Consider the following 26077-nt stretch of genomic DNA (forward strand, 5'->3'; position numbering starts at 1 on the left):
CCGGGCAGATAAATAGGCTCGGTGAGACAAGAATCCAAATACAAGCCATGGGGCTTAAAGAGAGAATTAATGCCATTTTTAGCTCAAGTAGAACAAAGTTTGTTACAAGGCGCACTTACCCTTGATGGACTACAAGATTATCTGAACATTATTCATCAACATAAAATTGATTTTTCAGATTTATATTTTCAAGGGAGCCGCCATGAAACGTGGGCGCTTGAAGATGGCATTATCAAAGAGGGTAGCTTTCATATTGAGCGCGGAGTCGGTGTTCGTGCCATTACGGGTGAGAAAACCGGTTTTGCCTATGCTGATGAAATTAATCCAGCGGCATTACGCGCAGCAGCAGAAGCGGCAAGAGGCATTGCTTTGGCGGGTCAAGAGCACAAAGTACATGCGTTTAAGCGTCATGACACCCATAAGCTTTACAGCAGTGATGACCCAATAGCGGCCATGGAAGAAGCGCCAAAAATCAATTTGCTCAAGCAAACTGATGCCTATATTCGTAGCCTTGATAGCCGCATTATCCAAGTCGTGGTGAGTTTATCAGGTGTGCATGAAGAAATATTAGTGGCTGCCAGCGATGGCACATTAGCGGCGGATATTCGTCCATTAGTACGGTTTAATTGTAGTGTTATTTTAGAAGATAACGGTAAGCGTGAGCGCGGCAGTGCAGGTGGCGGCGGTCGTCACGATTACAGCGTATTCATGGCAACCGATGACGCCGGTTTACCTGTGTGTTTTGACTTTGCCCGTGAAGCGGTGCGTCAAGCCCAAGTGAATATCAATGCTATTGATGCCCCAGCAGGTGAAATGGCCGTAGTACTGGGTAATGGCTGGCCTGGCGTATTGCTGCATGAAGCAGTAGGTCATGGTTTAGAAGGTGACTTTAACCGTAAAGGCAGCAGTGCCTTTAGTGGTAAAGTCGGTCAGCAAGTGGCCTCAGAATTAGTGACCGTTGTGGATGACGGCACCATTGTAAATCGCCGCGGCTCATTAAGTATTGATGATGAAGGTGTGCCAACCCAAAAGACCACCTTAATCGAAAATGGTATTTTAAAAGGCTACATGCAAGATAAGCTTAATGCGCGCTTAATGGGCGAGCCGACAACGGGTAATGGTCGTCGAGAATCTTATGCTCATCTGCCAATGCCACGTATGACTAATACCTATATGGAAGCTGGCACTTCAAGCCCTGAAGAAATGATCAAGTCAGTAGAGAAAGGTATTTATGCGCCTAACTTTGGTGGTGGCCAAGTGGATATTACTTCAGGCAAATTTGTGTTCTCTGCCTCAGAAGCCTACCTGATTGAAAAAGGCGAAGTGACTCAGGCGATTAAAGGGGCAACGCTTATCGGTAATGGTCCAGAGGCCATGAGTCAAATTTCGATGGTGGGTAATGATCTTGCATTAGATCAAGGTGTCGGCGTGTGCGGTAAAGATGGTCAAAGCGTGCCTGTTGGGGTGGGACAACCTACCTTGAAGTTAGACAGTTTAACTGTTGGTGGTACAGCTTAACATTTAAACCAAGGTGCCTAAATGGCACCTTGTTTATTTGAGGCCATTCTAGTCATTTTAAATCGACATTGTTTGATATTTAACTACACTTAACTATCTGTTGTGGATGTAAAAAGTAAAGTTAGTTATAATCTGCTATTAATCTAGAGTAAAAACTCTAACTCGGGTGGTGTAATGGGCTATTTGGTCGTTTGTAATCGTAATATGTGGTGCAGTTTATCAGTGCTTTTGGCTTTTGGGGTCAGTGTCATCGCCCCTGTTCAAGCTGAACCCTTGGCTTTTAATCAGGCCTGGCAACAACTGCTAACCGTCAGTGATAAGTTAAAGGCGCAATCCCAAGAGGTTAGTCGCGCTGAAGCCGAGCAAGATGCAGGTGAAGACTTAAGCTTACCCTCATTAGACCTATCAGGTAGTTATACCCGCTTAGAAAAACCCATTGAACTTGATTTGCGGGACCTTAATCCTATTGCATCAATCGATCCTGCCGCTCTGCCGCCTGCACTTGGTAATATCATTGGCGCGATCCCCGGCTCACTGTTTGTGACCCCGTTTACCGAGCAAGACGTTTTTCGAGCCAGTTTGAAAGCCATGTGGCCTATTTATACCGGTGGTCAAATTACCGCCGCTCAAGGTATTCATGCCGCCCAAGTCGAAGAAAAAAAGCATCAGTATGCCTTAGTTAGCCGCGAACTATTTACCCAACTGGTGGACCGTTATTTTGCCGTGGCAGTTACCAAAACCTTAGTACAAACCAATCAACAGTTGGTGGATTCATTAACCGAACATGCATCGCACGCACAGAAGTTAGAACGTGAAGGGCAGATTGCCAAAGTTGAGCGTTTAAATGCCCAAGTGGCATTAGAAAACGCTAAAGTAAATTTAGGTAGCTCTAAACGCCAATATGAAATGTCGACCATTGCTTTATCGAGAATGTTGCAGCTGAGTAATGCTAACCCAACATCAGGGCTATTCTCACTGGCTCAGCCGCCTTCATTACCGCGCCTAAGTCAGTTAACCATTACCCAACACCCGGCATTAAAACTCCTTACAGCTAAAGAAGATCAAGCTAATGGATTAATTAAACTCGAAAAGGGCAAGTATCATCCCACCGTATTTTTATACGGTAATTACACCCTGTATGAAGATGACAGCCTATTCTCACAAATTGAACCTGATTGGATGGTTGGCGTAGGGGTTAACGTGCCGATATTCAGTCGTGATGGCCGCAGCGGGAAAGTTAAAGCGGCGCAAAGTGCCTTGCTACAAGCCAAGCATACCAAGGCGCAAACTCAACAAGATTTAAGTCTGCTGGTGGATCAAAGCTATCGCCAACTACAGCAAGCAGATGAAGAAGTGAACGCCCTTAATGCTTCCTTAGCCCTAGCCACTGAAAATCTTAGATTACGTGAACTTGCCTTTAACCAAGGCTTATCAACCTCAATTGATCGGGTTGATGCAGAGCTTAAACTTAGCGCCGTTAAAACCCAACAGCTGGGGGCGCAATATCGCTATGTGCAAGCTTATGCCAGATTAATGGCCATTAGTGGTCAAGTGGATGAATTTATCGGTCGAACCCAATTACAGGAGAGCCAACATGCGGGCTAATAAGATTATTGCAGTTATCGCCATTATTTTTTTGGTGGGCATATTAGCTAACGGCTTGAGATTGGCTTTTGAGCCTAAACCGAGTGTATTGCAGGGCCAAATCGAGGCCAGAGAATACAATATTTCATCAAAAGTGCCCGGCCGCGTTGAGCAAGTCATGGTTAGGCGTGGCGACAAGGTGGCTATTGGTGACTTATTATTTGCCATTAATAGCCCTGAATTAGACGCTAAATTAATGCAAGCTGAGGGCGGTCGTGATGCCGCTAACGCCATGCAACAGGAAGCCGATAATGGTGCAAGACAGCAGCAAGTCACCGCAGCAAAAGAGCAATGGTTAAAAGCCAAAGCCGCAACAGAGTTAATGCAAACCACCTATCAGCGAGTTGAAAACTTGTTTGATGAAGGTGTGGTAGCCAGACAAAAGCGTGATGAAGCCTTTACCCAATGGCAAGCTGCCAAATACACCCAGCAAGCGGCATTAGCTATGTATGAAATGGCTGATGAAGGCGCCCGAGTCGAGACCAAAGCTGCTGCTGCGGGTAATGCCCGTATGGCTGAAGGCGCAGTTAAAGAAGTAAATGCCATTTTAGCCGACAGTCAAATGCGCTCACCTAAAGTGGCCGAAGTCAGTGAAGTGTTACTGCAAGCTGGCGAGCTAGCCCCAAGTGGCTTTCCTGTGGTCAGTTTAATTGATATGTCAGATGCGTGGGCAGTATTGCAATTACGTGAAGACCAATTGGCTGAGTTTAAAGTGGGCAATGTCGTGTCGCTAACCATTCCGGCACTGAAACTGACGACTGACTTTACTGTGGCGCACATCAGTGTGATGGGCAGTTTTGCTACCTGGAGATCGACCGAAAGTGGCCATGATTTTGATATGCGTACTTTTCAAGTCGAGCTGCGCCCTAATGAAGACATTGATGATCTTAGAGTGGGAATGTCAGTCTTACTGACATTAGACTAATCTCAGCATTTACAGGCCTGTAGAGGCTAGAGGCGCTCATGGGAGCTTTATTGCAGAAAGAACTCAAGACACTATGGAACTCACCTTGGCAATTAGCCTTGGTGAGCTACATTCCCATCATCAGCATGTTGTGTTTATGGTGGTTATTTAGTGCTGGATTACCACGACAATTACCTGTAGCAGTGGTTGATTTAGATAACAGTCAATTGACGCGAACATTGACTCGCAACCTCAGTGCTAACTCCGTTATCAGTCCTAAAACTTATCCTAATCTGGCACTGGCTCAAGAAGCCATGAGCACTGCTGAAGTCTATGCATTGGTTGTGTATCCCCACCAGTTTAAGCATGGCTTATTAACTGGCGCTAGCCCTACCATAGATATTCGATATAACAGCCAATTCTTATTAGTCGGTAAGTTACTCTCAAGCCAATTACAATTAAGTCTTGGCTCAGGGCTAATGCAAGTGGCGGGGTTAAAACAACTTTTAGGCGGTGCCAATAAAGCATCTGTCGCGGTAAATTTATCGCCAGTGACCAGCCAAACCACAGCTTTATTCAATCGTAATAATAACTACGTCGGTTTTTTAGTGCCGCCAGTATTAATTGCATTGCTGCAGTTATTATCGATGATGGTGTTCGTTAACGCATTAAATGCCAGTTTGCTCAAAGGTGAAGGAAAATGTTTATTGCCTGATAATTTTTGGCAATTAGTGGCCACTAAAGTCATGCTCTACACGCCAATCATGTTGCTCCATGGCGGCTTTATTTTAGTTTGGTTATATGGCTATTTAGGCTTACCCATTGCTGGCAGCTTAGGCTTGTTAGTACTGACTCAGGCAATGATGCTAGCAGCCTTATGGCTGCTGGTTATATTGATTGTGGTGATTATGCGCGAGCCTGCAGGCAGTGTCAGTATGGGCTCGGCGATGTTTGCGCCAGCATTTGCCTTTATGGGGATTACATTTCCGGTTAATGATATGCCGCAACTGGCGCAGTGGTGGCGATTATTAATGCCTTCAAGTCATTATATGGATACCCATGTGATTGTGGTTAGCTATGGCGCCGAGGCTGGGCAGGTATTACGGCAATCAAGCTCTTTGTTATATTTTCTCCTGTTACTGCCTATTGCTTGGCTATTGGTAAAAATCATTCGTCAAAAACAAGCGTCCGTTAAGTCTGCTGAGCCATTAGCTGTAGCAAGTCAACAGCAGGAGGCACGATGAATTGGTTGCAACTTGTGGTCGCTGACTTTAAAGCGTTATTAACTGATAAAGATATTGTACTAACGGTGTTTGGCGGTTTGTTATTTTATTCGGTGTTATACCCACTGCCTTATTTACATCAAGTGCCTACCGAGCAAAAAATTGTTGTGGTTGATCAGGACAATTCCTCATTGAGCAGGCAGTTAGTGCGCCATGCCGATGCCAGCCCCAAAATCAAAATAGTCAGCCAAGTGGCCAGTATTAATAAGGCGCAGCAGTGGATTTCAAACGGTGATGCCTTTGGATTATTGGTTATTCCTGAAGGCTTTAGACGTAACCTGCTATTGGGTAAAGGGGCAACCTTAAGTTACGGCGGTGATGCCAGTTACTTCTTAATTTATTCTGCGGTCGCAGAAGGCTTAGTGGCAGCAGGCATGGATGCCAGTCGGCAGGTGCAAATGATAGGTTTACTGGCGCGGGGCGAAAACCCACAGCAAATACAACAAGATCTTAATTCAGTCAATTTAAATAGTGTACCGGCATTTAATCCAAGTTTGGGTTACACCCCTTATGTGGTGCCGGGATTATTTTTACTCATCTTGCATCAAACCCTATTGATCGGTGCCAGTATTTTAGGGGCAGGCCAATGGCGTAAACAGGGCTATTGGCAGCAGGTATCGCCACTGGCGTTGATCACCGCACGAATAGCCGTTTTCAGTTTAATTTATAGCTTTTTTTCATGTTTTTATTTGGGCTACTGCTACTACTTTTACGACGTTAGTGTGCAAGCGAGTTTAGGCCAAGTGTTGCTGTTTATGGTGCCATTTATATTATCTACCGCGGCGTGCGGGGTTGCATTAAGCTGTTTGTTTGTCAGGCGTGACTTGCCCACTCAGGTATTATTATTGGTCTCAATGCCGATTTTATTCGTCTCAGGCTTTGTATGGCCGCTGGCATTAATTCCTGAGCCCTTAGTGCAAGTTTCGCAAATTATCCCTGCTGTACCTGCCATTATGGGGATGTTGCAGTTAAATCAAATGGGCGCCTCATGGAATGCCATCATGCCAATGTGGCTGCAAATGTGGGGCTTATTTTTACTGTTTGGTTTACTGGCCTTTATTGGGGTAAAACGGCGGTTATTTAGCAGCTGAGAATTAGCTGGTTAATCACTGTGTATTGAGCTTAATTATCCAGTGATATTATGTAGATAAATAAAAATAGGTATATTCAGATGAAATATACCTATTTTGTTTTTCATGTCTTTGAGCTTAATCATTAAGCTTTGCTGTCGCTGTTGATCGTCTTCCAAATTATAAAGTTCCTGTTTCAGAGGTACTTAATTCCGCTTCTAAGCGACTTAAGTTATGTTGGTAAATTGGCTCATGGTTGGCTTTTGCAGCTTTCTTAAAGTCAGCCAGTGCGCCTAGATTATCATTAGCCATTAACTTCATTACGCCGCGGTTATTGTAGGCATAAGCTCGCATTTGCATTGAGGGTAACTTAGCTGCCTTATTGGCCATTTCTACCGCTTCAGTACAAGCTGTTTCAGCAATATCAAACTTTGACAGCTTAGTGTAGCCAACACAAAGACTTAAACTGCGAGTGTATTTATCAATGGCTGTGGCGGTTGCAGCTTCAGTTAGGGCGATACCTTCACTGATGTCACCAGATTGAATGGCATCAACTCCAGGCGTGTCTTCAATAAGCACCATTTTATATTTGCTCGTTTCGATGGCATTGGCCATGACAGCAGAGCTTGATAATAATAAACCAGCTGCGGTGATGATAGAGAGTGTTGATTTGTTCATGGTTATATTCCTTTATAGGTGGTAGCTAGTTGCTACATGGCTAATTTAGGAAAAAAGCCTCAGGCTGACAAACGAGATAAATCAATTCGATAAGTGAGATTTATTCACCCATGAAGTTAGCTCGTAAGTCAGCCCTCTGAGCTGATTTAAAAATGGAAGCGGGCAACAATCCAGTCAATGAGTAACTGCACTTCTGGTTTGGTGACATTATTATGGTTGCTCAGATAGTAGCGGTCATGACTGGTTAAGGATTGCTCAAACAATGAAATTAACTGATTGTTTTCAAACCATGATTTACTGATAGGCCGCGGGATTAATGCGATGCCTAAACCTTGCTCAGCCGCTCTTGCGACGCTAAACATACTGTCTAATTGGATTATTTGCTTGGGTTTAAAATGATCAAGGCCAACACTTTCTGCCCATTGATGCCATGCATAAGGTCTTGCTTGATGCATGATTAACGGGACTTCTAGCAGGGCGTTAAAGCCTTTATGTTCAAGTCTGTTAAACAGTGCTGGGTTACAGGCTGGAACATAATTAAGCGGAAATAAATCATGGGATTTATCAGGGTCTTGGCGACTGCCAGATAACACGATCGACAGATCTGTATTGGCAGTTTGCTTGGCGCGGGTTTTAACAGTTTCGAGCTTTAAATTAATATTGGGGTACTCGTTTGACCAACCCACCAGTTGCGGTACAAATAACTCACTGGCAAAAAATTCCGGCATAGAAATACTGACTTCATGCATGGTGTGGGCATTATTGAAGTTATTGACTGTTTCGGTCAGCTGCAGCATTAACGGGGTAATTTGTTGATAAAAGCGCATGCCGGTTTCTGTCAAAGTAATTGAGCGAGTTTGACGAATAAATAATTGCTGTTGCAGGTTTTCTTCTAGCTGTTTAATTTGATGGCTCACCGCTGAAGGGGTGAGAAATAATTTTTGAGCAGTCTCTTTAAAACTGAGACATTCGGCTGCAACACAAAAACAACGCAAACCTCGTAATGAGGTATGTAAAGGTAGCATTTAAAATCCTTTTTACTAAAGTCGATGCAGGCTAAGCAAAGACTAGACCAACTAAATATCATAAATAAAACAGTTGCTTAAAAGTTTAATTCTTAATTGCCGTTACCAATAGTGCTTTTTTGTGCACTTATTTGGTGCGTTAGCTTGATGTAGTGACTTTTCTTGAATAAGGCCAAAAAATAAGGCCTGCATTGGCAGGCCTTAATAGTTTCAGCTAGTTACTGGGTTAGGCAGTACTATTGCACTGTAACCTTAACTGATTCTTCAGTCTTAATTCCGCGCGGAGTGGTGACGGTTAAAGTAATCACATCTTCACCGGCTTCATCTGCTGCGGTGTAATAAAAATCTGCAGCTTCGATATCACATGATAGCCTAGGAGTAATATCCTTATATTTGAAACAAGTCGTATTTGGAACTGTGTAGCCATTAAAGGTGATAGAGCCATTGACTGCCGCAACCGTTAAAGTTGAACCTGCTGGCATCATTTGATTGGCACTGTCATACAGTTCAACTTTCACTTTTGTCATGCTCTCAGGTGAGATGGGTGAATCACCAAATGCACCGTTATCATCAGAAGTAATAATAGTTGCAGTTGAGCCTGATAGCGTTAATACCGTCGCAGCGCGAATGTAGGTTTTATTGTTTTGCTCTTGTAATGTGCCGCAATTACTGCCTTCACATTGTGGGCCGTTAAACAATGTATCACCGTCTTTATTATAGTCTTTACCTGAGGTGTTGAAGTAAGGTTCACCTTCACGGCGAACACCTGACTCATCATCATCCCTAAAGGCATCGCCTAAATCACTAAACCCACCTTGATGATAAGTTTCAATATCCATACCATTGCCGGTACATACGGTTTTGTCACCATTTGGTTTTAAACATGCCTCAGCGATTGCGCCACCATCAAATTCTTCATCATAAATATTATTACCGTTGGTATCAAAGAAGGTCTCATGACCTAATGCATAAGCCAATACAGTGACGCGATGATCTGTAGGGCGAGGGGCGGTTGAAGTCCAAACCACTGAACAGCTGCCATTGATAGTTGAACATGACGGCTGAATTTGGCCACCTTCTGCGGTGAAGTTAATGGTGGTGTCATCAGGTGCTGGGTTGCCAAAGCTATCAGAGGCCAAAACGGTCATGGTAACTTCAACACCGTTAACATCAGCGGCTTCTGGGTTAAACAAAGATGGAGAAATCGTAAAGCCCAGTTGTTGGGGCAGGCCAGTATTAACGGTTAACTGCTCTGATTGTGTGGTAATGATGGTGCCCGAATCTGCATCTTCTGCAGATGCTGACACTCTTACTGGCGTAGGCACTGTGCCCGATTGCACCGTAACGCTGACTAATCCGTTGGCATTACTAATAGCCTCATCACCATTGGCAAACTTTAAGCCGCCGATAACGGTATCTAAACCAAAGGTCACCTTTTGCTGCGCTGCAGGTTGACCATTAGCGCTGCTGATTAAGAAAGTTACTAATGAGCTTTCAGTAGAACCTGTACCGCCAGCGCCTTTAATTCTGATTTGAGTTGGCTCTGCTGAGACAAAACCTAAGCTCCCCAGTGTTTGGCGATCTAAAGAGAAATCGAAGCTGGCGTTGTAAGTATCATTACCAATAACGGCTGCAGCGATAATTCGTTGACTGCGGATACTGTTGCCACTGCAACTGCTATCTTGAAAGGTTGAGTCGGCTCTGCCTGAGGATGTCGTAACCGGAGTATCAAGACTCGCATCGCCATTGGCGACGCAATCAGCACTAAACGAAACACTTACAGGTGTTTGTAATGGCTCGAATGTACCGTCAGCTGCTTCAACAATCACATCAGCATAAACGCCAAAACTTGCCCCAGCACCGATGGTGTAGGTGTCATTAATGGCAGTTAAGGTTGAACCAAGCTTACTTTCAATGAATGTGTCAGGGTCAACAATATAACCAAACTTAATTGTACCTTCAGGGATCACTTCATCACCACTTAGCACTTCATAAGCACTCGTACCTGAAACCGTGGTGCCATCAAAGTCAGTAGTGGCAATTAAGCTATAAGCGCCAAGTTCACTGCTGTTTGGGGTGTAGCTAACAGTCGCAATACCATCAGTAGAGGTTAAGGCGGTATTTGGCGATAAACTGGCGCTGCCAGCCTGGAAGCTCACTAATTGATCCGCTATTGGTTGATTGCTGCCATCTAAAACTGCTGCTGTAAGCAATACGGCTTGATCAATCTTAAAACGGGTTACCGTTTGCCCTGCCTGAGTAATACTGGCATTGACTGTGATAGTTTCAGGTGTTGGCGTGGTCGCTGAGTTTATAAATTCAAAATTACGTGAGGCAGAAACACTGTCATCAGTTTCACTATCTGTCGGGGTATGAGACACCACTAAGGTACCTGCGCCGACAGTATTATCTGTGGTGCTGATGAATACGCTGGCGATACCGCTGCTGTTTGTTAAGGTGCTATCAACGCTTGCTTGACCAAAACTTGGCGCGAAGCTGACAATGGCGCCACTGACGTTGCTATTGGATTGTGTTAACTGGGCGACTGCGCAAAAGCTCTCAGTTACATCAAAGCGTAATTCATCAGTGGTTTCAGCACATTGGCCATTAACAACACTTTGGTAGCTTAAGCTAATGCTGTAACTGCCTTCGCCTCCATTGCCATTATCGTTATCATCAGAAGGCCCATTACAAGCGGTCATTAAAAATAGTGAAGCAATAGAAAAAGGCAGCGCACGTATTATTGTTTTTAGTGGCATCAGCAACATCCTTGTAAGTGGTGTTTATTCGGTTATTCCAGCTCGTAAATATTTAAATAATTCGATAAACGCTTTTGACTCAGGGCCTTTAGCGAGTTCTTTAGTGGTTTGTCTGATTAATTGACGCAATTTTTGACGTTCAAAAAGCGGATATTCAGCCAGTAAAACTTCAACTTCTTCGTTTGGATTTTCTAATAAGCGGGCACGTAACTTTTCAATTTTATGAACCTGTGCAGATTCATTATTGTTTTTATTCAATACATTATCGATTGATTTAATGATTGGCTCATGATCATAGCCACGCATTAGTTTGCCAATGTATTGTAAGTGACGACGATAGGCTTCTGTTTTTTGCTTAATATTTTTGGCTTTTAATACTGCATCGTATAAAAACTCTTCTAGCTCGACTTTATCAAGCTGCGTTTTACTTAATGCAATTAAGCGCATGCCAAGCTCTTGAGCTTCTTCGCTTTCTTTTTTAAATTCTGTTCTGCTGACGTATTCATCGTCATTGTCATATGGCTGTTTAAAGTGATCTGAATCGCCGACAATTTTCATAGTAATAAACCTCTCATAAATATCGGCGAATAATAGCACTTTCAGGGTGGTGTAGGCCACTGTATAACGGGTTTTCAAGCTTAAGCCGATGAATATTTTTTAAATATGTTAAGGCTGGTCAATCTTTGATGCTTACCATCGTCTTCAGCTTGCCAAAAGAGCATGCCTGTAGAGACCGATTTATCAACCAGCTGCATAGAATCAATCTGCGAGAATTCAATATGATACTCACTGATTAACTTAAGGTTAGTTTATTTAGCGCCATTGTGGTGGGTAAATCCTTGTTTTGATGGTTATCAATACAGTTTTGAATTTGATATGCTAAGCCTAACAATGGAAACTAAAGAGTAAATTTGTGTCTACCAATAATATTGATACTGAATTAACGGCGTTACAAGATGCCGTTGCTGTCGCATTAGAGCATGCAAAAAAGTTAGGCACGAGTGCGGCTGAAGTTGCCATTAGCAAACAACAAGGTTTGTCGGTTTCAACCCGTGAAAAAGAAGTTGAAACCGTTGAATTTAATAAAGATGGTGCTTTAGGTATTACGGTTTACCGTGATGGTTGTAAGGGCAGTTCTTCAACTTCTGACCTTAGCCCTGAAGCTATTGCTGTTGCCGTTAAAGCCGCTGATGATATTGCCCGTTATACCTCATCAGATCCTTTTAGTGGCCTGGCTGATAAAGCATTAATGGCGCAAACCATCCGCGATTTAGATTTATACCATCCTCAAGATATTAGCCCTGATGAACTAGCTCAGTTAGCCATTCGCGCCGAAGAGGCCAGTTTGTCAGTAGACAGTCGGGTGCAGCATTCAGATGGCGCGACCGCTAATGCTCATACTGCGGCCAAGGTTTATGGCAATAGTCACGGATTTTTAAAAGGCTATTGCAGCTCACGCTATAGCTTAAGTTGTGTGGTGATCGGTGAAGAAGACGATGGCAACATGCAGCGTGATTATGATTACACCATTGCACGTAAATATAATGAGTTAATGACGCCTGAGTCGGTGGGGATTTTAGCCGCTAACAAAACGGCGAGTCGTCTAAATGCTCGTAAAATTCCAACGGCTAAGCTGCCAGTACTATTTTCGCCTGAAATCGCCACTGGTTTAATGGGGCATTTGATTGGTGCCATAAGTGGTAGTAGTCTGTACCGCAAATCGAGCTTTTTACAAGGTTCGATTAACACGCAGCTGTTTCCTGAGTGGTTTAACATCGAGGAAAACCCACATCTTATCGGCGCTCTAGCTAGTGCAAACTATGATAGTGAAGGTGTGGCTACCCAGCAGCGTAATATTATCGATGCTGGCCATTTATCCACTTACCTGCTAACCAGTTATTCTGCGCGCAAGTTAGATTTAGTCAATACTGGTCATGCTGGCGGCATTTATAACTGGACCTTAAGTCATAGCGGCCAAACCTTTGATGAATTGGTTAAAGCCATGGGTACAGGCCTTATCGTCACAGAAGTGATGGGTCAAGGCGTCAATATGGTCACGGGCGATTACTCTCGCGGCGCTGCTGGTTTTTATGTTGAGAACGGTGAAATTCAGTTCCCAGTAGAAGAAATTACTATCGCTGGTAATTTAAGAGATATGTTCATGGGCATTCAAGGTGTGGCTAAGGATAGAGATTTACGTTCATCTATTCGCACTGGCGGTATCTTACTGAGTGAAATGAAAATAGCTGGTAGCTAAGCGCTACACTGCAGTAATACATTTAATGCCTTAACCTTTAAAACACCGACTTGTCGGTGTTTTTTGTTTTATAAGAGTAATGGAACCCTCTAATTTACATAGCCTTTATGAGCTTTACACTTCTTGACAATCGATTACGCTCAAGCTTAGTCCTATCCATTAACATGTAGTTAAATCGTTAATGGAGTTGTTATGTTTGATAAGAAAATGTGTGGATTAATGATGTTGGGACTGAGCTCCTTAACTCTAATGGGCTGTGATTCTTCCGATAGTGATGATGACAGTGAAACTGATAGTGCTTATATCCAGTTTTATAATGCGTCGGCTAACAGCACAGCCACATCGTTGGTGATGGACGAGTATGAATACACTTCGGTGGCGTTTAGCGACAGTATGCCCCGTTATAGTTACGCTACTGGCAGTGTCACCATGGAGATCTATGGTTCAGATGAAAATGGTGATTCAATCAGTATTTATTCTGAGGACATGGATTTAGATAAAGAAGAGAATCATTTATTTGTACTTTATGGTGATTATCACTCGCCGGAGCTACTGAAAGTTATTTATGACCGCTCGGATATAGATGACCTCAATAGCGATGAAGATAATGAATACAGTAAAATGCAGGTTCTGGTTGCCAATGTGACTGCAGAGGAAATGGCATTTGATGCTTATATCTCCCTCGACACTGATTCATACGCCGATGCCACTATGATTGGCAGTGTTGATTACCGTGGGGTTACCTCAGAATTGATGCTCGACACTGATGACTATATTGTTTATCTCACCGACAAGGGTACAGATAATGTGGTCTATACCACTAGCAGTATGAGCCTAACCACAGAAACTGTTTATAAATTTATGATTAGAACAGTTTTGGTTCAGGTGATTTAAAAGTAGTGATCGACAGTGTCGATTCAACCACAACGCCAACGTCTTACACTAACATCGATGCCACTGCTGATTTTCGGGTTTTTAACGGCCTAGAGCAACGTAGTTTAGATGTCGATGTGATCAGTAAAGCTGAGTCGCATTACTTACTGGATATCGCCCCTTTTACAGTAAGCGATTACCAGCAAACCGGTTTCAATGATTATGGCGTCAGTGTCACTGATTCAGCCACTGCAGAAATACTGTTAGATAATGTACTAGTGACCTTTAACCAAGATGATGTGCGAACCTTATTGCTATATCAAGATGACACAATTAAAGGCATGGTCATTGAACATGATTTGCGCCCAAGAGCCTTTGAAAACAACGTTGATATCGTCAATTTATCGCAAGATTATGATGATTTAAGCGTGTATTTTGTTCGCAGCTCAGAGACCATTGAGTCGGCAGAATATAGCATCAAGGATTTGGATTTTACCGATCAAGACAGCTTAGTATTACTCCATGATGATTATGAAATTAATGTGGTTTATGAGTCAGATACCGGTACTCAAACCTTATTATATCAATCTGATTTTATTAGCTTTGACGGTGAAAGTAATTACAGCTTTGTATTAATGCCAGATAGCAGCAGCTCTTTTGGGTATAACTTGGTACAGCTTTAGTTATTGAGAGTAATAAAAACAGTAAACCAATAAAATGCCGATAAATATTATCGGCATTTTTCTTTAAATTTGAGTCACGTTGCGAGTTTTACCAGCAATTGCTTATGTCGTTTAAGTTGCCATTAACGCCTTATCAAACAATCGCCTAAAGGCATTTTCAAAGGCGGCTTGTAAGTCTTTAATATGCTGCTGCGGCAAACGATTAATCATCTGGGCGTATGAGACTGCTTGATGGGCATAACAAACCACTTCGGCCATGCTCCAAGCTTGTTTTAGCTTTGGCAGTGGCTGAAATTGGCGCCATTGAGCTAAATATGCCTCAATAACTTGTTGTTTATCTGCACTGGGCGGCATTCTAAAAAGGTAAGTGCCATCAATAAAAGGGTGGCTAATGCAGGCATCACTCCAATCAAAGAAAACATACTCGCCATTTACCTGAGCGACATTTTCAATATGTAGGTCACTGTGCACTAAGGTATTGGGTAAATGGTACTGCTGCAATGCGCTAATGGCTTGTTGTAAGGCTATCAAAGCGGAATGGCAATGCTGTGGCTGGGCAGTTATTGACTCAGGTAAGCGTGACATGATGCTGCTATCGTTAAAAATAGTGCTTAACTGCTGTGGCAGTTGACTGATATCGCGGGTTAAACAACCTGATGCAGATAAAGCATCAAGCTGCTGGGAGCTAGCTATTTGCAACTTGGCAAAGGCGTTAAAAGCATCGGCCCACACCGATAAAGGCACTGTCTCCTCCAAGGCTGCACCAAAGTCGCTGGCCAGTAACCATTGCTTGTCAGCATCAATGGTAATGACAGTAGCCGAGTGCTGAGGAAAAAGCTGGCTTAGCCGTTGAGCAACTTGTGATTCGTTAGAAAATAATGGCAAATGGGCAGTGGCTTTAAAATAAACATCACCTTCAGTGGTGGCATGTTTTAGCACCTGACCCAGAGCCCAGCATTTTACTTCTACTAGCTCGCCAATGGGCTCAATATTATTAGCTAACAATACAGACTTAACCCATGCATTGGCGCTCTTAGGCCAGTCTGGTAATTGCCAGGTTTGCTTTGCCGCAGCTGCTTTAGCTGTGGTTATTTCATTGGCTAGTTCATTGGTTAATTGCATGGCTAAATCAGCGCCAGTGGGCTGGCTGGAAGGTGACATTATCTTATTCATTGTTATGGGGTTTTGTTTTTAGGGTAGCATGTGTCGCAGTTAAATAAAGGTGTACGTTTAGTTACGATTTATATAAACGGCAAATCGCTTAATAAACAATGTATTACGCTAGCTGTAACGAAAAGGCACAACTGTGATGTTGCACTTTAGCTGATATGTTAATTAAATAGGCTCCAATAATGAGATTTATTCGCTTTTTGCTGCTTAAACCGAATGATGTGCAGCAAAGTAAAATCGTAAATCCTAAGCCCTCAATCTAGAACATTAATAATAAGAGAGAAGCTATGAACACCGCCAGTCGAACAGGCATTCTTGCCGCATTGTTATTTTGCTCTGTTTCCAGTGCCGCGATTGCTGAAGAGCCCGCAGTGAGCAAAAAAACAGATTATGGCCGTAACATCGCAGTGGATAGCACTGTGGTGACTAACCATAAAACCAAGGTGAACGGTAATAGCTTCTCCTATACCGCAACGGTCGGCACTCAGCCAGTTTGGAACAAAAAAGGCGAGGCGGTTGCCACTTTAAGTTATACCTATTATCAACGAGATAATATAAAAAACACCGCCAAACGACCGCTGTTAATCTCTTTTAACGGTGGCCCAGGCTCTGCTTCTGTGTGGATGGATATTGGTTATACCGGCCCGCGTGCAATTAATGTCGATGATGAAGGTTACCCGCTACAACCTTATGGGGTGAAAACCAATCCATACTCGATTTTAGATATTGCCGACATTGTATATGTAAACCCAGTTAATACTGGCTATTCAAGAGTGCTAGCTAATAAAGGCGGCGAGATGCCAAGTAAAGATGAGCAGCAAGAGATGTTCTTTGGGGTTAACGCTGATATCAAATATTTAGCAGAATGGGTCAATACCTTTGTCAGTCGTAATGAACGCTGGCGCTCACCTAAATATCTGATTGGTGAAAGCTATGGTACCACTCGAGTTGCAGGCTTGGCGTTAGAGCTCCAAAATCGCCAGTGGATGTATGTGAATGGGGTGATTTTAGTTTCGCCGACAGACATGGGTATTGAACGTAAAGGCCCGGTTAAATCAGCTAATCGCTTACCGTATTTCGCGGCAGCGGCTTGGTTCCACAAAGCCTTAAGCCCTGAACTTCAACAAGCTGACCTTGCTGAATTTTTACCTGAAGTTGAAGCCTTTACCATTAATGAATATATCCCTGCATTGGCCATGGGCGGCTTTATCGCTCCAGATCATAAGCAAAAAATTGCAGAGAAAGTGGCGCTGTATTCAGGCCTCAGTGTTGATGTTATTTTGAAATCAAACCTTGATGTATCAACTCGCTATTTTTGGAAAGAGTTACTGCGTGAGCGCGGTCAAACCATTGGCCGTTTAGACTCACGTTATATCGGCATTGATAAGCAAGACGTTGGCGATAGCCCAGACTTTAACGCTGAGCTTATGTCTTGGTTGCACTCCTTTACCCCAGCAATTAATGCTTACATGCGTGAAGAGCTAAATTACAAAACCGATGTGAAATATTACATGCTGGGTGATGTGCATCCGTGGGATCGCACTGAAAATAAAACCGGTGAAAACCTACGTCAAGCGATGGCGCAAAACCCATATTTAAATGTGTTATTTCAAGCGGGTTACTATGACGGCGCGACGAACTACTTCGATGCCAAATACAGCATGTGGCAACTAGATCCGAGCAGCAAAATGAAACAACGCCTTAGCTTTAAAGGCTACCGCAGCGGCCATATGATGTATTTACGTGCCGAAGACTTAAAGCAATCGAATCAAGACTTACGTGAGTTTATTAAGAACAGTTTGCCAAAAGGCGATGTGGCAGCAAAATATTAACTGCTAATGTTTAAAAGTAGCAAAGTCGCACTGATTTTAGGCGGCTGAGCTATTGATTAAAAAGGAGCTACGGCTCCTTTTTCGATATAAAAATCAGCATAAAGAATGCGAATACATTGCTGCGTGCAAAATGGGATTTTAAGAATATAATTCAACGGATTAGCGATTAAATGATCCGTTGTAATATGGCTTCAATCAGCATACTAAGAATAATAAAAAGAAGAATAAGTTGGAGTGTTAAATGAGAGTAAGCAAGTTATCTGCAATATCGTTAGCCATCACATTGGTTATGCCGATGCTGGCACAGGCCAAAGCAGTAACGTCACAAGGCGCTAGCGCGAGTGAGTTTTCATGTGAAGGCAAAAGCACTATTCCTATCTATGAGATCCAAGGCGCTGGTGCGACGAGTCCATTGATCGCTGCAGGCGCTGATGAATCCATTCTTGAAGTGACCACTAAAGGTGTGGTCACTGCGCGGGCAGAACGATTATATAAAGGTTTTTTTATTCAAGATCCCCAAGGTGACGGCTCGCCTTTGGCATCTGACGGTATTTTTGTTCATTGGGGAGACACTGCGCCAGCAGCAATCGTCCCGGGGATGCAGATTTGCGTCACTGGTAAAGTGCAACAATATGCCGGCTTTACCCAAATTAATATTGAAGAGCAGCAACAATTTCACTTAGGTAATTATGTTGGTGAGTTGCCAGCAACCCCGTTACGTATTGCAGATGGTCAATCACTTGCCGAAGCGCTTGAGCGTGTTGAAGGCATGAAAGTGGTATTAGACTCTGCCAGTGATATGAAAGTGACCCGTTCATTTAGCCTAGATTATGACTCATATCGCAACAACATGGTGTTATCACATCAAGCGCCATTGATGAAAGCCACGCAGGTTTACGCGCCATTATCAGCAGCAGCGATAGCATTAAACAAAGCCAATATCGCCAATCAGCTGGTGGTTGAGTCAGACTATAAAGCTGAACATGGTGAGGTGCCGTACTTCCCAAGTTTTAATGCCGATAACGGCTATATTCGGGTTGGCGATCAGTTAACCAATATTGAAGGTGTGATTGGCTATAGTTATGAGCAATATCGCTTTATGCCAACCAATGACATTAATGCCAGTGATTTTATTCGCCATCATGATCGCACCGCGGCGCCAGCGGTAGCTAACCAAGGTGACTTACGGGTAGCAAGTTTTAATGTACTGAACTTCTTTAATAGTGAGTTTGGCGGTGATAAAAATCCATTAGGCCACAACCGCGGGGCAAAGCTTGAGTCAGAAATGCTGCTGCAGCGCACAAAAATCGTGAATGCGATGGCGGCGATGAATGCCGATATTATTGGCTTAATGGAAGTTGAAAATAATGGCTTTGGTAAGTTAAGTGCCATTCAAAATCTAGTTGATGCCCTTAATGCCAAGCTGGCACCTGAGCAGGTTTATCAATTTGTTGAAGTCACTGACAATGACGGTTTCATCGGCACTGATGCCATCGCGGTTGGCATATTATATCGACCCGCCGTTGTCGCTTTAGCTGACGCAGCTCAAATCATCGCGACCCCTGAGCAACACGTGGCAGAAGGAGCGCTAACCCGAATCAATGAGGGCGTTACAGAAACAAACCCTGGCTACCATAAATATCAGCGCCACAGTCTAATGCAAAGCTTTAGCATTAATGGTCAAAAGCTGACGATTGTGGTTAATCACTTTAAATCTAAAGGCTCAGGTTGTATCGAAGATTGGTTAAGCTTTAATGAAGATTCAGAGCCAGAGGATTTACAGGGCAAGTGTAATGCGTTTCGGGTTTCTGCCGCCAAGGTGATCGGCGAGTCGGTAACAGCCTTAGACGGTGATGTGCTGGTGATCGGCGATTTAAATGCCTATGGCAAAGAAGATCCGTTAGCAGTGCTCACTGACTATGATGCCAGCCTGAGTGAACATGTAATAAAAACCGCCTCACACACCAGTTTAAATGGCGCCGACTATGATGTACAAGGAGGTGTGATTGATAAGGGCTATGGGCTAATTAACTTAAACACCCAAGCACATGGAGCGGCTACTTACTCCTACAGTTATGCTGGTGAGTTGGGTAATTTAGACCACGCTTTAGGTAATAGCAGCTTAGCGGCTCGGCTAGTGGCGATTGAAGACTGGCATATCAATGCGGTTGAATCGAGCTTGTTTGAATACAGTAGCAAATACACCGGCGACTTAGCTAAGTCTGACAATGGCTATTCATCATCAGATCACGATCCGGTGATCATTGCACTGGCATATCCCGCAGTACAGGATACTAAAAATGCAGAGTCTATAACGACAGCCAAAGATGATGGCGCCAGCTTAGGTTACTTAGGCTTATTACTGTTGTCAGCTTTAGGCCTGCGCCGTAAAAGCTAATTGACCTATTATTTAATAGAAATCATTATCATTTAAAATCGGTGGTGGTTTGTAAATTTTTTGAGCGTATTTTATTACGCTTTGTGCTTGCTTTGCAGGCAATTTACTTTAAATCACCGCGATAAAAAAACCGCCTGTTATAGTGTCATACTAGTAATTGCCCCATTAATTGGCTGTGTTTTTTAAGTGTTAAAGAGAGTAGAAAAGTTGAATACCGTAACCGCGCCAATGTTAAAAAAGCGCATTGATAGTATCGATATTATGCGTGGCATTGTGATGCTCATCATGCTGCTGGATCATGTGAGAGAACGGTTTTTCTTTCATGAGCAAGTCACCGATCCGATGACACTGGATAGCACCAGTACCGGATTATTTTTAAGCCGATTTGCAGCGCATTTTTGTGCGCCGACTTTTGTGTTTTTAACCGGAGTATCTGCTTGGTTGTATAGCCATCCGCAATTTGGGCCAGAGCGCTCAGCAAGGTCATTTTTAATCAAGCGTGGCCTGTTTATTATCGCATTAGAGTGCACAGTGATTACGTTTCAGTGGATGGGTAATTACGAGATGATTTGGCTGCAAGTCATGTGGGCAATTGGTATCAGTATGTTGGCGCTAGCGTTATTAATCGGCTTACCAAGATTTTGGCTTGGGCTCATTGGCTTGGTGATCGTATTTGGCCATAACATGCTTACGCCTATTAGTTTCTCGCCAGGGGAGTGGGGTTATACGTTATGGGCCATATTGCATGACCGCGGTAATATCTTACCTAATGACTTTATCGGTATTAGAGCCAGTTATCCGGTGCTGCCTTGGATTGGGGTTATTTTGTTAGGCTATGTGATAGCACCGATTTACAGCGCAAGCTTTGATGATAACAAACGTCATAATCTGCTCATTGGGCTTGGCTTAAGCAGTTTCGCGATTTTTGCTGTCTTACGTGGCTTTAATATTTACGGCGAAACGCTTGATTGGCAGCAAGGTGAAACCCTAGTAATGACATTAAAGTCGGTATTTAACTTAACGAAATACCCACCTTCATTGGACTTTTTACTGGTGACTATTGGCGGCACTTTATTGTGTTTACGGGCGCTTGAAAAGCTGAACCCACGCTATGGTAAAGTGCTGTCAACCTTTGGTTCAGCGCCAATGTTTTTCTATATTGTGCATTTATATGTATTACTGTTTATGTACCGTTTTGCCGTTAATGTTATTGGGCCTAACTATGGCGATTTATATGGCTTTGCCGATATAAGCTGGGTGTGGGTAGTGACAGTGATATTGGCGCTGCTTTTATACTTTCCAACCAAGTGGTTTAGTCAGTATAAGCATCAAAGCAAGCAGGGCTGGATTAAGTATTTTTAGGCACTAGCTTAACCAAAATCTTGTGGTTAATCAGTAGATACTAAAAAGGCGCATTAAGCGCCTTTTTCGTTTTATATGTGGAATTAGTCTTAGTATTAGTCGATTAAGTCATATTGCTCGGCTAACACCTTAATAATATCCGCTTTTGGGTTGTCAGCTAGCGAGATGCTAGTGCCGGTTACCTTTTCTGCCACGCCAGTGTAGGTGCGTGACACATTCATCATCGCATCTAATGGTAAGTCGTTATCACGGGCGAGGGCTTCACGCTCAGGCATTCTGTCTTTGTTAAGCAAAATATCGGCATCGTCAAAATGATTGAGCAGAAATTGACGAAAGCCTTCTTTGGAGTTTTCAACAACCTTGCCATCACGATAGGCAGCGCCATCCCAAATACGTGACGAGTCTGGTGTGCCCACTTCATCCATGTAAATCAGTTTTGAGTTACCGTCTTTGTCATTGACATAGCCAAACTCAAATTTAGTATCGACAAACATTTGGTCATGAGTGGCTAGTGCATCTGAGATGACCTTAAAGCCTTGCTTTAATAACACTTCATATAAGTCGATATCTTCAGCTTTTTCAAAGCCAAAGGCTTGGTAATTGGCTTCAATGTCGGCGCGGCTGATATTGACATCATCTTGCTCAGGCACACCTGGAATACCGGTTAAAATACCTTTGGTTGAAGGGGTGATCAGTAACTCTGGCAATTTTTGATCTTTGGTTAACCCTTCAGGCAAGGTAATACCACAAAATTCTCGTTCGCCTTTGGCGTAAGCGCGCCACATTGAACCGGTAATGTATTGACGGCAAATTGCTTCAACCTTAATAGGGCGAGCTTTTTGCACAATCCATACAAATGGGTGTGGAATATCAAGAATATGGCTATCAGCTAAACCATTTTCAGCAAACAACTTAAACCAATGATTAGAGATAGCGTTAAGGGCAGCTCCTTTACCAGGGATGCCTTGTAAATTACCTTCACCATGAAAAATACAATCAAATGCTGAAATGCGATCGCTGATCACCATTATCGCTAATGGGGTGTCAGCTGGCACGTTATAGCCTTTATCAGCAATCAAGCGGCGGCTATCAGCCTCAGTTAACCAATATACACTGCGAACTTTACCGCTGTGTACTGGCTTATCGGTTCGGATCGGCAAATCGTTATTGATAGCGAGAACTGAATCAGCAAGACTCATGGCCAGTATTCCTTAAGAAATTGAGTGTAGGGAGATATCCTTTATTGATAAGGATAGTTAGGTATTTTTATGGCGGCTATTTTACCTGTATTAAGGCAGATTTCCATGCTTATCAGGCGGCTAAACTCTTAATCCTGTATAGCGAATACTGAGGCAAATTAAACTCGCTATTAGCCATTGGCTTTAATGGCATAGCTCTTTAGAATGAATTTTCTGCACGTTTACCATTAAAGAGTGAATCACTTGTGAGCCATACCCGTTTAGGTCTTATGTTTGTCAGCGTTGCCATTGTGTTTTGGGGGATATTACCCATAGCGCTTAAGTTATCAGGAGGGTTTATTGATCCGGTGACCTTAACTTGGTTTAGGTTTTTAGTGGCCTTTGGGGTGACATTTATCCTGTTATGGCGCTTTGGTAATTTAAAGCAATTTAGTCAACTGCAGGGTCTTGATTGGCTAAAGCTTGCTGCTGCAGGCATTTTACTGATGTTCAATTACACCTCTTTTGTGTATTCACTGGATTATTTATCCCCAGGTACTGCGCAACTTAACTTTCAAACTGCGCCGTTCTTTTTAGCCTTTGGTGGCGCGCTGTTTTTTAAAGAGCGGCTCACGGCGGTGCAGTTAAGTTGCTTTGCTGCACTGGCATTAGGGGTGTTGCTGTTCTTTCATCCCAGCCTTGATGTATCGGCAGAAAATAGCAGTCAAATTCTATTTGGGGTGCTGATTGTGCAGTTTTCAGTGTTGTCGTGGACGAGCTATGCCTTATTGCAAAAGTCACTGTTCACTAAGCTATCGCCCAATAATGTGTTGCTATGTATTTATGGCTTAGGGATCTTTGTGATGGCGCCGTTTAGCGAGTTTAGCCACTTTGAGGTTATGGATAGCAGCCATTGGTTAATCGTCGGTTTTTGTGCCATCAATACCCTAATTGCTTATGGCTGTTTTGGTCAGGCGATGAAGTATTGGCCGACGGCGCAGGTGAGCGCCATGCTCGCGCTGACGCCAGTGCTCAGTTTTAGCGTTAACGCGTTAGTGGTGTATTTAGGCTGGTGGCCTGCAGTGTTTAAGGCTGATGTGATGGATCTGTGGTCGCTGCTGGGGATTGTATTGATTGTTGGCGCTGTGTTTACCATGCAGCTATGGCCCTTGTATGTGGCCGACAAGCGAAAGCGGCAAGCCCGTGTTGAAGGTGAAAGCGTTTGAGAGAAAAGCGTTTACGACTAAAGCTTATATGGTGATAGCTTTTGAGTTATTAGTCTTTATAGGGTGAGTTTTCTTTCAGCCATAAAAAATGGAGCCACAAGGCTCCATTTTTATGCGTCAAACCAACGTTAGTTGGACTGCAAGTATTTACTCGCTGTCGCGTGGCTTACGTGGACGGTCGCTACGAGGACGGTCACTACGTGGACGATCACCACGAGGGCGGTCGCTACGAGCACGGTCACTACGTGGACGACGTGGTGCTTCAGCTGGGAAAGAGGCATCACTCGCTTCACGAATGTTTAATGCTTTACCACAAACACGTACTTTTCTTAAATGGCCTAGTACATCTTTTGGCATGCCGTCTGGCAAGTCAATTGAAGTAACTTGATCAAATAATTGAATTTGACCAATGAACTGGCTGTCAATGTTTGCTTCGTTAGCGATAGCGCCAACGATATTACCAACACCAACACCGTTATCACGACCTACATCGATTACGTAACGACACATTTTAACGTCAGGCTTATCTTTCAGGCCTTCAGCGCTACCAAAGCTTGTTGGCAATGGACGGCTGCCGCGTGAATCACGACGAGGACGCTCACGACCAGCGTCGCGAGGACCACGATCATCACGGTCACGTGAATCACGTTGACGCTCTTGAATCGCAGGAAGTTGTAATGGACGCTCAGCCTGTACTTGTTGAAGTAATGCTGCTGCAAGTAAGTCTGTGTCAATTTCAAGCTGCTGACATAACTGAGCCACTGCATTTTTCATGAAATCTAAGTCACCGTTAACGGTTTCTTGGATTTGCTCACCTAAGCGTGATAAACGACGCTCAGCAACAGTTTCTGGGCTAGGTACTTTCATTGGCGAGATACGGCTGTTCGTTGCACGTTCGATAGTGCGAAGCATACGCATTTCACGGTTGGTAACGAAAAGAATTGCCATACCAGTACGACCAGCACGACCTGTACGGCCAATACGGTGTACATAAGCTTCTGAATCATATGGGATATCGTAGTTAACTACGTGACCAATACGTTCAACGTCAAGACCACGGGCCGCAACGTCAGTAGCAATTAGGATGTCTAACTTGCCGCGTTTAAGCTGGTCAACAGCACGTTCACGGGCTTGTTGGTTCATATCACCGTGTAATGGTGAAGATGCATAGCCGCGAGCTTCAAGTTTTTCAGCAAGTTCAACACAGCTGTTACGGGTACGTACGAAGATGATAATACCTTCAGTATTTTCAACTTCTAAAACACGTACTAACGCTTCAAGTTTGTTGTGTTGTGATACTTGAACATAACGCTGATCAATTGACTCAACAGTAGTATGGCTAGCTGCAATACTAATATGAACAGGGTCGTTTAAGTGCTTGTTCGCAACGCGCTTGATTTGCTCTGGCATAGTCGCAGAGAAAAGCGCAAGTTGGCTGTCTTTTGGTTTGTGCTCAAGAACCCATTCGATATCATCGATGAAGCCCATTTTTAGCATTTCATCAGCTTCATCAAGAACAAGTGCTTGTAGTGCATCAAGTTTAAGAGTGCCACGACGCATGTGGTCCATAACACGACCCGGCGTACCAACAACAACTTGTGGGCCACGACGTAGCGCACTTAATTGTTGATGCATGCTTTGACCACCGTAAATAGGTAGTACATGGAAGCCTTTCATGTGTTTAGCGTAGCTTCCAAATGCTTCAGCAACCTGAACAGCAAGTTCACGTGTTGGTGCAAGCACTAGGATTTGAGGAGCATTCAGCTTTTGGTCAACATTACTCAGTAAAGGCAGTGCGAAAGCACCTGTTTTACCTGTACCTGTTTGAGCTTGGCCTAAAATATCTTTACCTTCCATTAAAGGATCGATACTAGCAGACTGAATTGGAGTTGGTTTTTCGTAACCTAGATCGTCAAGGGCACGAAGCAAATTCTCGGATAAACCAAGTTCGCGGAAAGTTCTTTCATCGGATGACATTGAGTTGTAGCCTTGTGGATGCGTACGAAGTTATTGGCATTCGTACTAGAGTTTCACAGACAGAAAATCAACCCCGTGTCGATTTCCCGCGTCAAAGGGGCGATATTATAGCAAGCTTTGGCCTCGTTGACTATCTAATTTTAACAAATAACTAAAATTGGCCTGATTATTGTAGTGCTTATTGAGCGATTAACTAAGTTATTTTTGAGGTAATTAACCAGAACCGGTTATTCATGGCCG

At 43.5% G+C, this 26077-nt stretch carries 19 protein-coding genes; 12 read left to right on the plus strand and 7 right to left on the minus strand.

Features of this window, described 5'->3' with window-relative positions; all coding sequences use genetic code 11:
• The first annotated feature begins 69 nt into the window (after nt 1-69).
• The 5 genes from tldD to BM739_RS06240 all read left to right on the plus strand — a co-directional run bounded on the left by tldD (nt 70) and on the right by BM739_RS06240 (nt 6440).
• Nucleotides 70-1518, plus strand: coding sequence for a metalloprotease TldD (gene tldD, locus BM739_RS06220; protein ID WP_076538571.1), 1449 nt, complete (start codon nt 70-72; stop codon nt 1516-1518).
• A gap of 204 nt (nt 1519-1722) precedes the next feature.
• Nucleotides 1723-3123, plus strand: a complete 1401-nt coding sequence (locus BM739_RS06225) for a TolC family protein (protein ID WP_076538918.1) — start codon at nt 1723-1725, stop codon at nt 3121-3123.
• The gene (locus tag BM739_RS06230; RefSeq protein ID WP_076538574.1) at nt 3113-4087 is read left to right on the plus strand and encodes an HlyD family secretion protein; all 975 of its coding nucleotides are present in this window, start codon (nt 3113-3115) and stop codon (nt 4085-4087) included. Before BM739_RS06225 ends, BM739_RS06230 begins: the two co-directional genes overlap by 11 nt.
• Before the next feature lie 38 nt (nt 4088-4125).
• Nucleotides 4126-5310: an ABC transporter permease gene (locus tag BM739_RS06235; RefSeq protein ID WP_076538576.1), complete on the plus strand. Its 1185-nt coding sequence runs from the start codon at nt 4126-4128 to the stop codon at nt 5308-5310.
• Nucleotides 5307-6440 (plus strand): ABC transporter permease, encoded by a 1134-nt coding sequence (locus BM739_RS06240; RefSeq protein WP_076538578.1) that lies wholly within the window; start codon nt 5307-5309, stop codon nt 6438-6440. The genes BM739_RS06235 and BM739_RS06240 overlap by 4 nt, the downstream gene beginning before the upstream one ends.
• Nucleotides 6441-6599: 159 nt before the next feature.
• On the opposite strand, the gene BM739_RS06245 is transcribed toward BM739_RS06240, so the two are convergent.
• The 4 genes from BM739_RS06245 to yjgA form a co-directional block, all read right to left on the minus strand.
• Nucleotides 6600-7097, minus strand: coding sequence for a hypothetical protein (locus BM739_RS06245; RefSeq protein WP_076538580.1), 498 nt, complete (start codon nt 7095-7097; stop codon nt 6600-6602).
• Nucleotides 7098-7243: 146 nt separating this feature from the next.
• A complete protein-coding gene (locus BM739_RS06250) occupies nt 7244-8122 on the minus strand; it encodes a LysR substrate-binding domain-containing protein (protein WP_076538582.1) in 879 nt (292 codons plus the stop codon).
• A gap of 236 nt (nt 8123-8358) precedes the next feature.
• Entirely contained in the window at nt 8359-10881 is a 2523-nt protein-coding gene (locus tag BM739_RS06255; RefSeq protein ID WP_076538585.1) for an Ig-like domain-containing protein, read from the minus strand.
• 24 nt (nt 10882-10905) lie between these two features.
• On the minus strand, nt 10906-11439 hold the full coding sequence (gene yjgA / locus BM739_RS06260; RefSeq protein WP_076538922.1) for a ribosome biogenesis factor YjgA: 534 nt from the start codon (nt 11437-11439) through the stop codon (nt 10906-10908).
• A gap of 355 nt (nt 11440-11794) precedes the next feature.
• Here yjgA and pmbA point away from each other — a divergent pair, with 355 nt between their 5' ends.
• The 3 genes from pmbA to BM739_RS20445 all read left to right on the plus strand — a co-directional run bounded on the left by pmbA (nt 11795) and on the right by BM739_RS20445 (nt 14694).
• A complete protein-coding gene (gene pmbA, locus BM739_RS06265) occupies nt 11795-13138 on the plus strand; it encodes a metalloprotease PmbA (RefSeq protein ID WP_076538588.1) in 1344 nt (447 codons plus the stop codon).
• 192 nt (nt 13139-13330) lie between these two features.
• Nucleotides 13331-14032 carry a hypothetical protein gene (locus tag BM739_RS20440; RefSeq protein WP_254843475.1) on the plus strand — a complete coding sequence of 234 codons (702 nt, stop codon included), beginning with the start codon at nt 13331-13333 and terminating at the stop codon, nt 14030-14032.
• Between the two features lie 5 nt (nt 14033-14037).
• Nucleotides 14038-14694: a hypothetical protein gene (locus BM739_RS20445; protein WP_254843476.1), complete on the plus strand. Its 657-nt coding sequence runs from the start codon at nt 14038-14040 to the stop codon at nt 14692-14694.
• Nucleotides 14695-14805: 111 nt separating this feature from the next.
• On the opposite strand, the gene BM739_RS06275 is transcribed toward BM739_RS20445, so the two are convergent.
• Nucleotides 14806-15855, minus strand: a complete 1050-nt coding sequence (locus BM739_RS06275) for a phosphotransferase family protein (protein ID WP_076538590.1) — start codon at nt 15853-15855, stop codon at nt 14806-14808.
• A gap of 296 nt (nt 15856-16151) precedes the next feature.
• Between BM739_RS06275 and BM739_RS06280 the strand changes: the two genes are divergently transcribed.
• From BM739_RS06280 to BM739_RS06290, 3 genes are all read left to right on the plus strand, one after another.
• Nucleotides 16152-17696 carry a S10 family peptidase gene (locus BM739_RS06280; protein WP_076538592.1) on the plus strand — a complete coding sequence of 515 codons (1545 nt, stop codon included), beginning with the start codon at nt 16152-16154 and terminating at the stop codon, nt 17694-17696.
• A 289-nt stretch (nt 17697-17985) separates the two neighbouring features.
• Nucleotides 17986-20094, plus strand: coding sequence for an ExeM/NucH family extracellular endonuclease (locus tag BM739_RS06285; protein ID WP_254843486.1), 2109 nt, complete (start codon nt 17986-17988; stop codon nt 20092-20094).
• A 228-nt stretch (nt 20095-20322) separates the two neighbouring features.
• On the plus strand, nt 20323-21456 hold the full coding sequence (locus BM739_RS06290; RefSeq protein ID WP_076538596.1) for a DUF1624 domain-containing protein: 1134 nt from the start codon (nt 20323-20325) through the stop codon (nt 21454-21456).
• A gap of 95 nt (nt 21457-21551) precedes the next feature.
• Here BM739_RS06290 and BM739_RS06295 read toward each other — a convergent pair whose 3' ends face one another.
• Nucleotides 21552-22655 (minus strand): phosphoribosylaminoimidazolesuccinocarboxamide synthase, encoded by a 1104-nt coding sequence (locus BM739_RS06295; protein WP_076538599.1) that lies wholly within the window; start codon nt 22653-22655, stop codon nt 21552-21554.
• A 269-nt stretch (nt 22656-22924) separates the two neighbouring features.
• Between BM739_RS06295 and BM739_RS06300 the strand changes: the two genes are divergently transcribed.
• Nucleotides 22925-23860: a DMT family transporter gene (locus tag BM739_RS06300; RefSeq protein WP_076538924.1), complete on the plus strand. Its 936-nt coding sequence runs from the start codon at nt 22925-22927 to the stop codon at nt 23858-23860.
• Nucleotides 23861-24007: 147 nt separating this feature from the next.
• Here BM739_RS06300 and BM739_RS06305 read toward each other — a convergent pair whose 3' ends face one another.
• Nucleotides 24008-25837 (minus strand): DEAD/DEAH box helicase, encoded by a 1830-nt coding sequence (locus tag BM739_RS06305; protein ID WP_076538601.1) that lies wholly within the window; start codon nt 25835-25837, stop codon nt 24008-24010.
• Nucleotides 25838-26077: the final 240 nt, after the last annotated feature.

Origin of the sequence: Shewanella sp. UCD-KL21 (assembly GCF_001957135.1) — a bacterium.
In the GTDB taxonomy this organism is placed as follows: Bacteria; Pseudomonadota; Gammaproteobacteria; order Enterobacterales; family Shewanellaceae; genus Shewanella.

Coding starts and splice junctions, on each gene's coding strand:
- tldD (WP_076538571.1), top strand. CDS start 70: ATGCCATTTTTAGCTCAAGTAGAACAAAGTTTGTTACAAGGCGCACTT.
- BM739_RS06225 (WP_076538918.1), top strand. CDS start 1,723: ATGTGGTGCAGTTTATCAGTGCTTTTGGCTTTTGGGGTCAGTGTCATC.
- BM739_RS06230 (WP_076538574.1), top strand. CDS start 3,113: ATGCGGGCTAATAAGATTATTGCAGTTATCGCCATTATTTTTTTGGTG.
- BM739_RS06235 (WP_076538576.1), top strand. CDS start 4,126: ATGGGAGCTTTATTGCAGAAAGAACTCAAGACACTATGGAACTCACCT.
- BM739_RS06240 (WP_076538578.1), top strand. CDS start 5,307: ATGAATTGGTTGCAACTTGTGGTCGCTGACTTTAAAGCGTTATTAACT.
- BM739_RS06245 (WP_076538580.1), bottom strand. CDS start 7,097: ATGAACAAATCAACACTCTCTATCATCACCGCAGCTGGTTTATTATTA.
- BM739_RS06250 (WP_076538582.1), bottom strand. CDS start 8,122: ATGCTACCTTTACATACCTCATTACGAGGTTTGCGTTGTTTTTGTGTT.
- BM739_RS06255 (WP_076538585.1), bottom strand. CDS start 10,881: ATGCCACTAAAAACAATAATACGTGCGCTGCCTTTTTCTATTGCTTCA.
- yjgA (WP_076538922.1), bottom strand. CDS start 11,439: ATGAAAATTGTCGGCGATTCAGATCACTTTAAACAGCCATATGACAAT.
- BM739_RS20440 (WP_254843475.1), top strand. CDS start 13,331: ATGTTTGATAAGAAAATGTGTGGATTAATGATGTTGGGACTGAGCTCC.
- BM739_RS06275 (WP_076538590.1), bottom strand. CDS start 15,855: ATGTCACCTTCCAGCCAGCCCACTGGCGCTGATTTAGCCATGCAATTA.
- BM739_RS06280 (WP_076538592.1), top strand. CDS start 16,152: ATGAACACCGCCAGTCGAACAGGCATTCTTGCCGCATTGTTATTTTGC.
- BM739_RS06285 (WP_254843486.1), top strand. CDS start 17,986: ATGCCGATGCTGGCACAGGCCAAAGCAGTAACGTCACAAGGCGCTAGC.
- BM739_RS06290 (WP_076538596.1), top strand. CDS start 20,323: ATGTTAAAAAAGCGCATTGATAGTATCGATATTATGCGTGGCATTGTG.
- BM739_RS06295 (WP_076538599.1), bottom strand. CDS start 22,655: ATGAGTCTTGCTGATTCAGTTCTCGCTATCAATAACGATTTGCCGATC.
- BM739_RS06300 (WP_076538924.1), top strand. CDS start 22,925: ATGTTTGTCAGCGTTGCCATTGTGTTTTGGGGGATATTACCCATAGCG.
- BM739_RS06305 (WP_076538601.1), bottom strand. CDS start 25,837: ATGTCATCCGATGAAAGAACTTTCCGCGAACTTGGTTTATCCGAGAAT.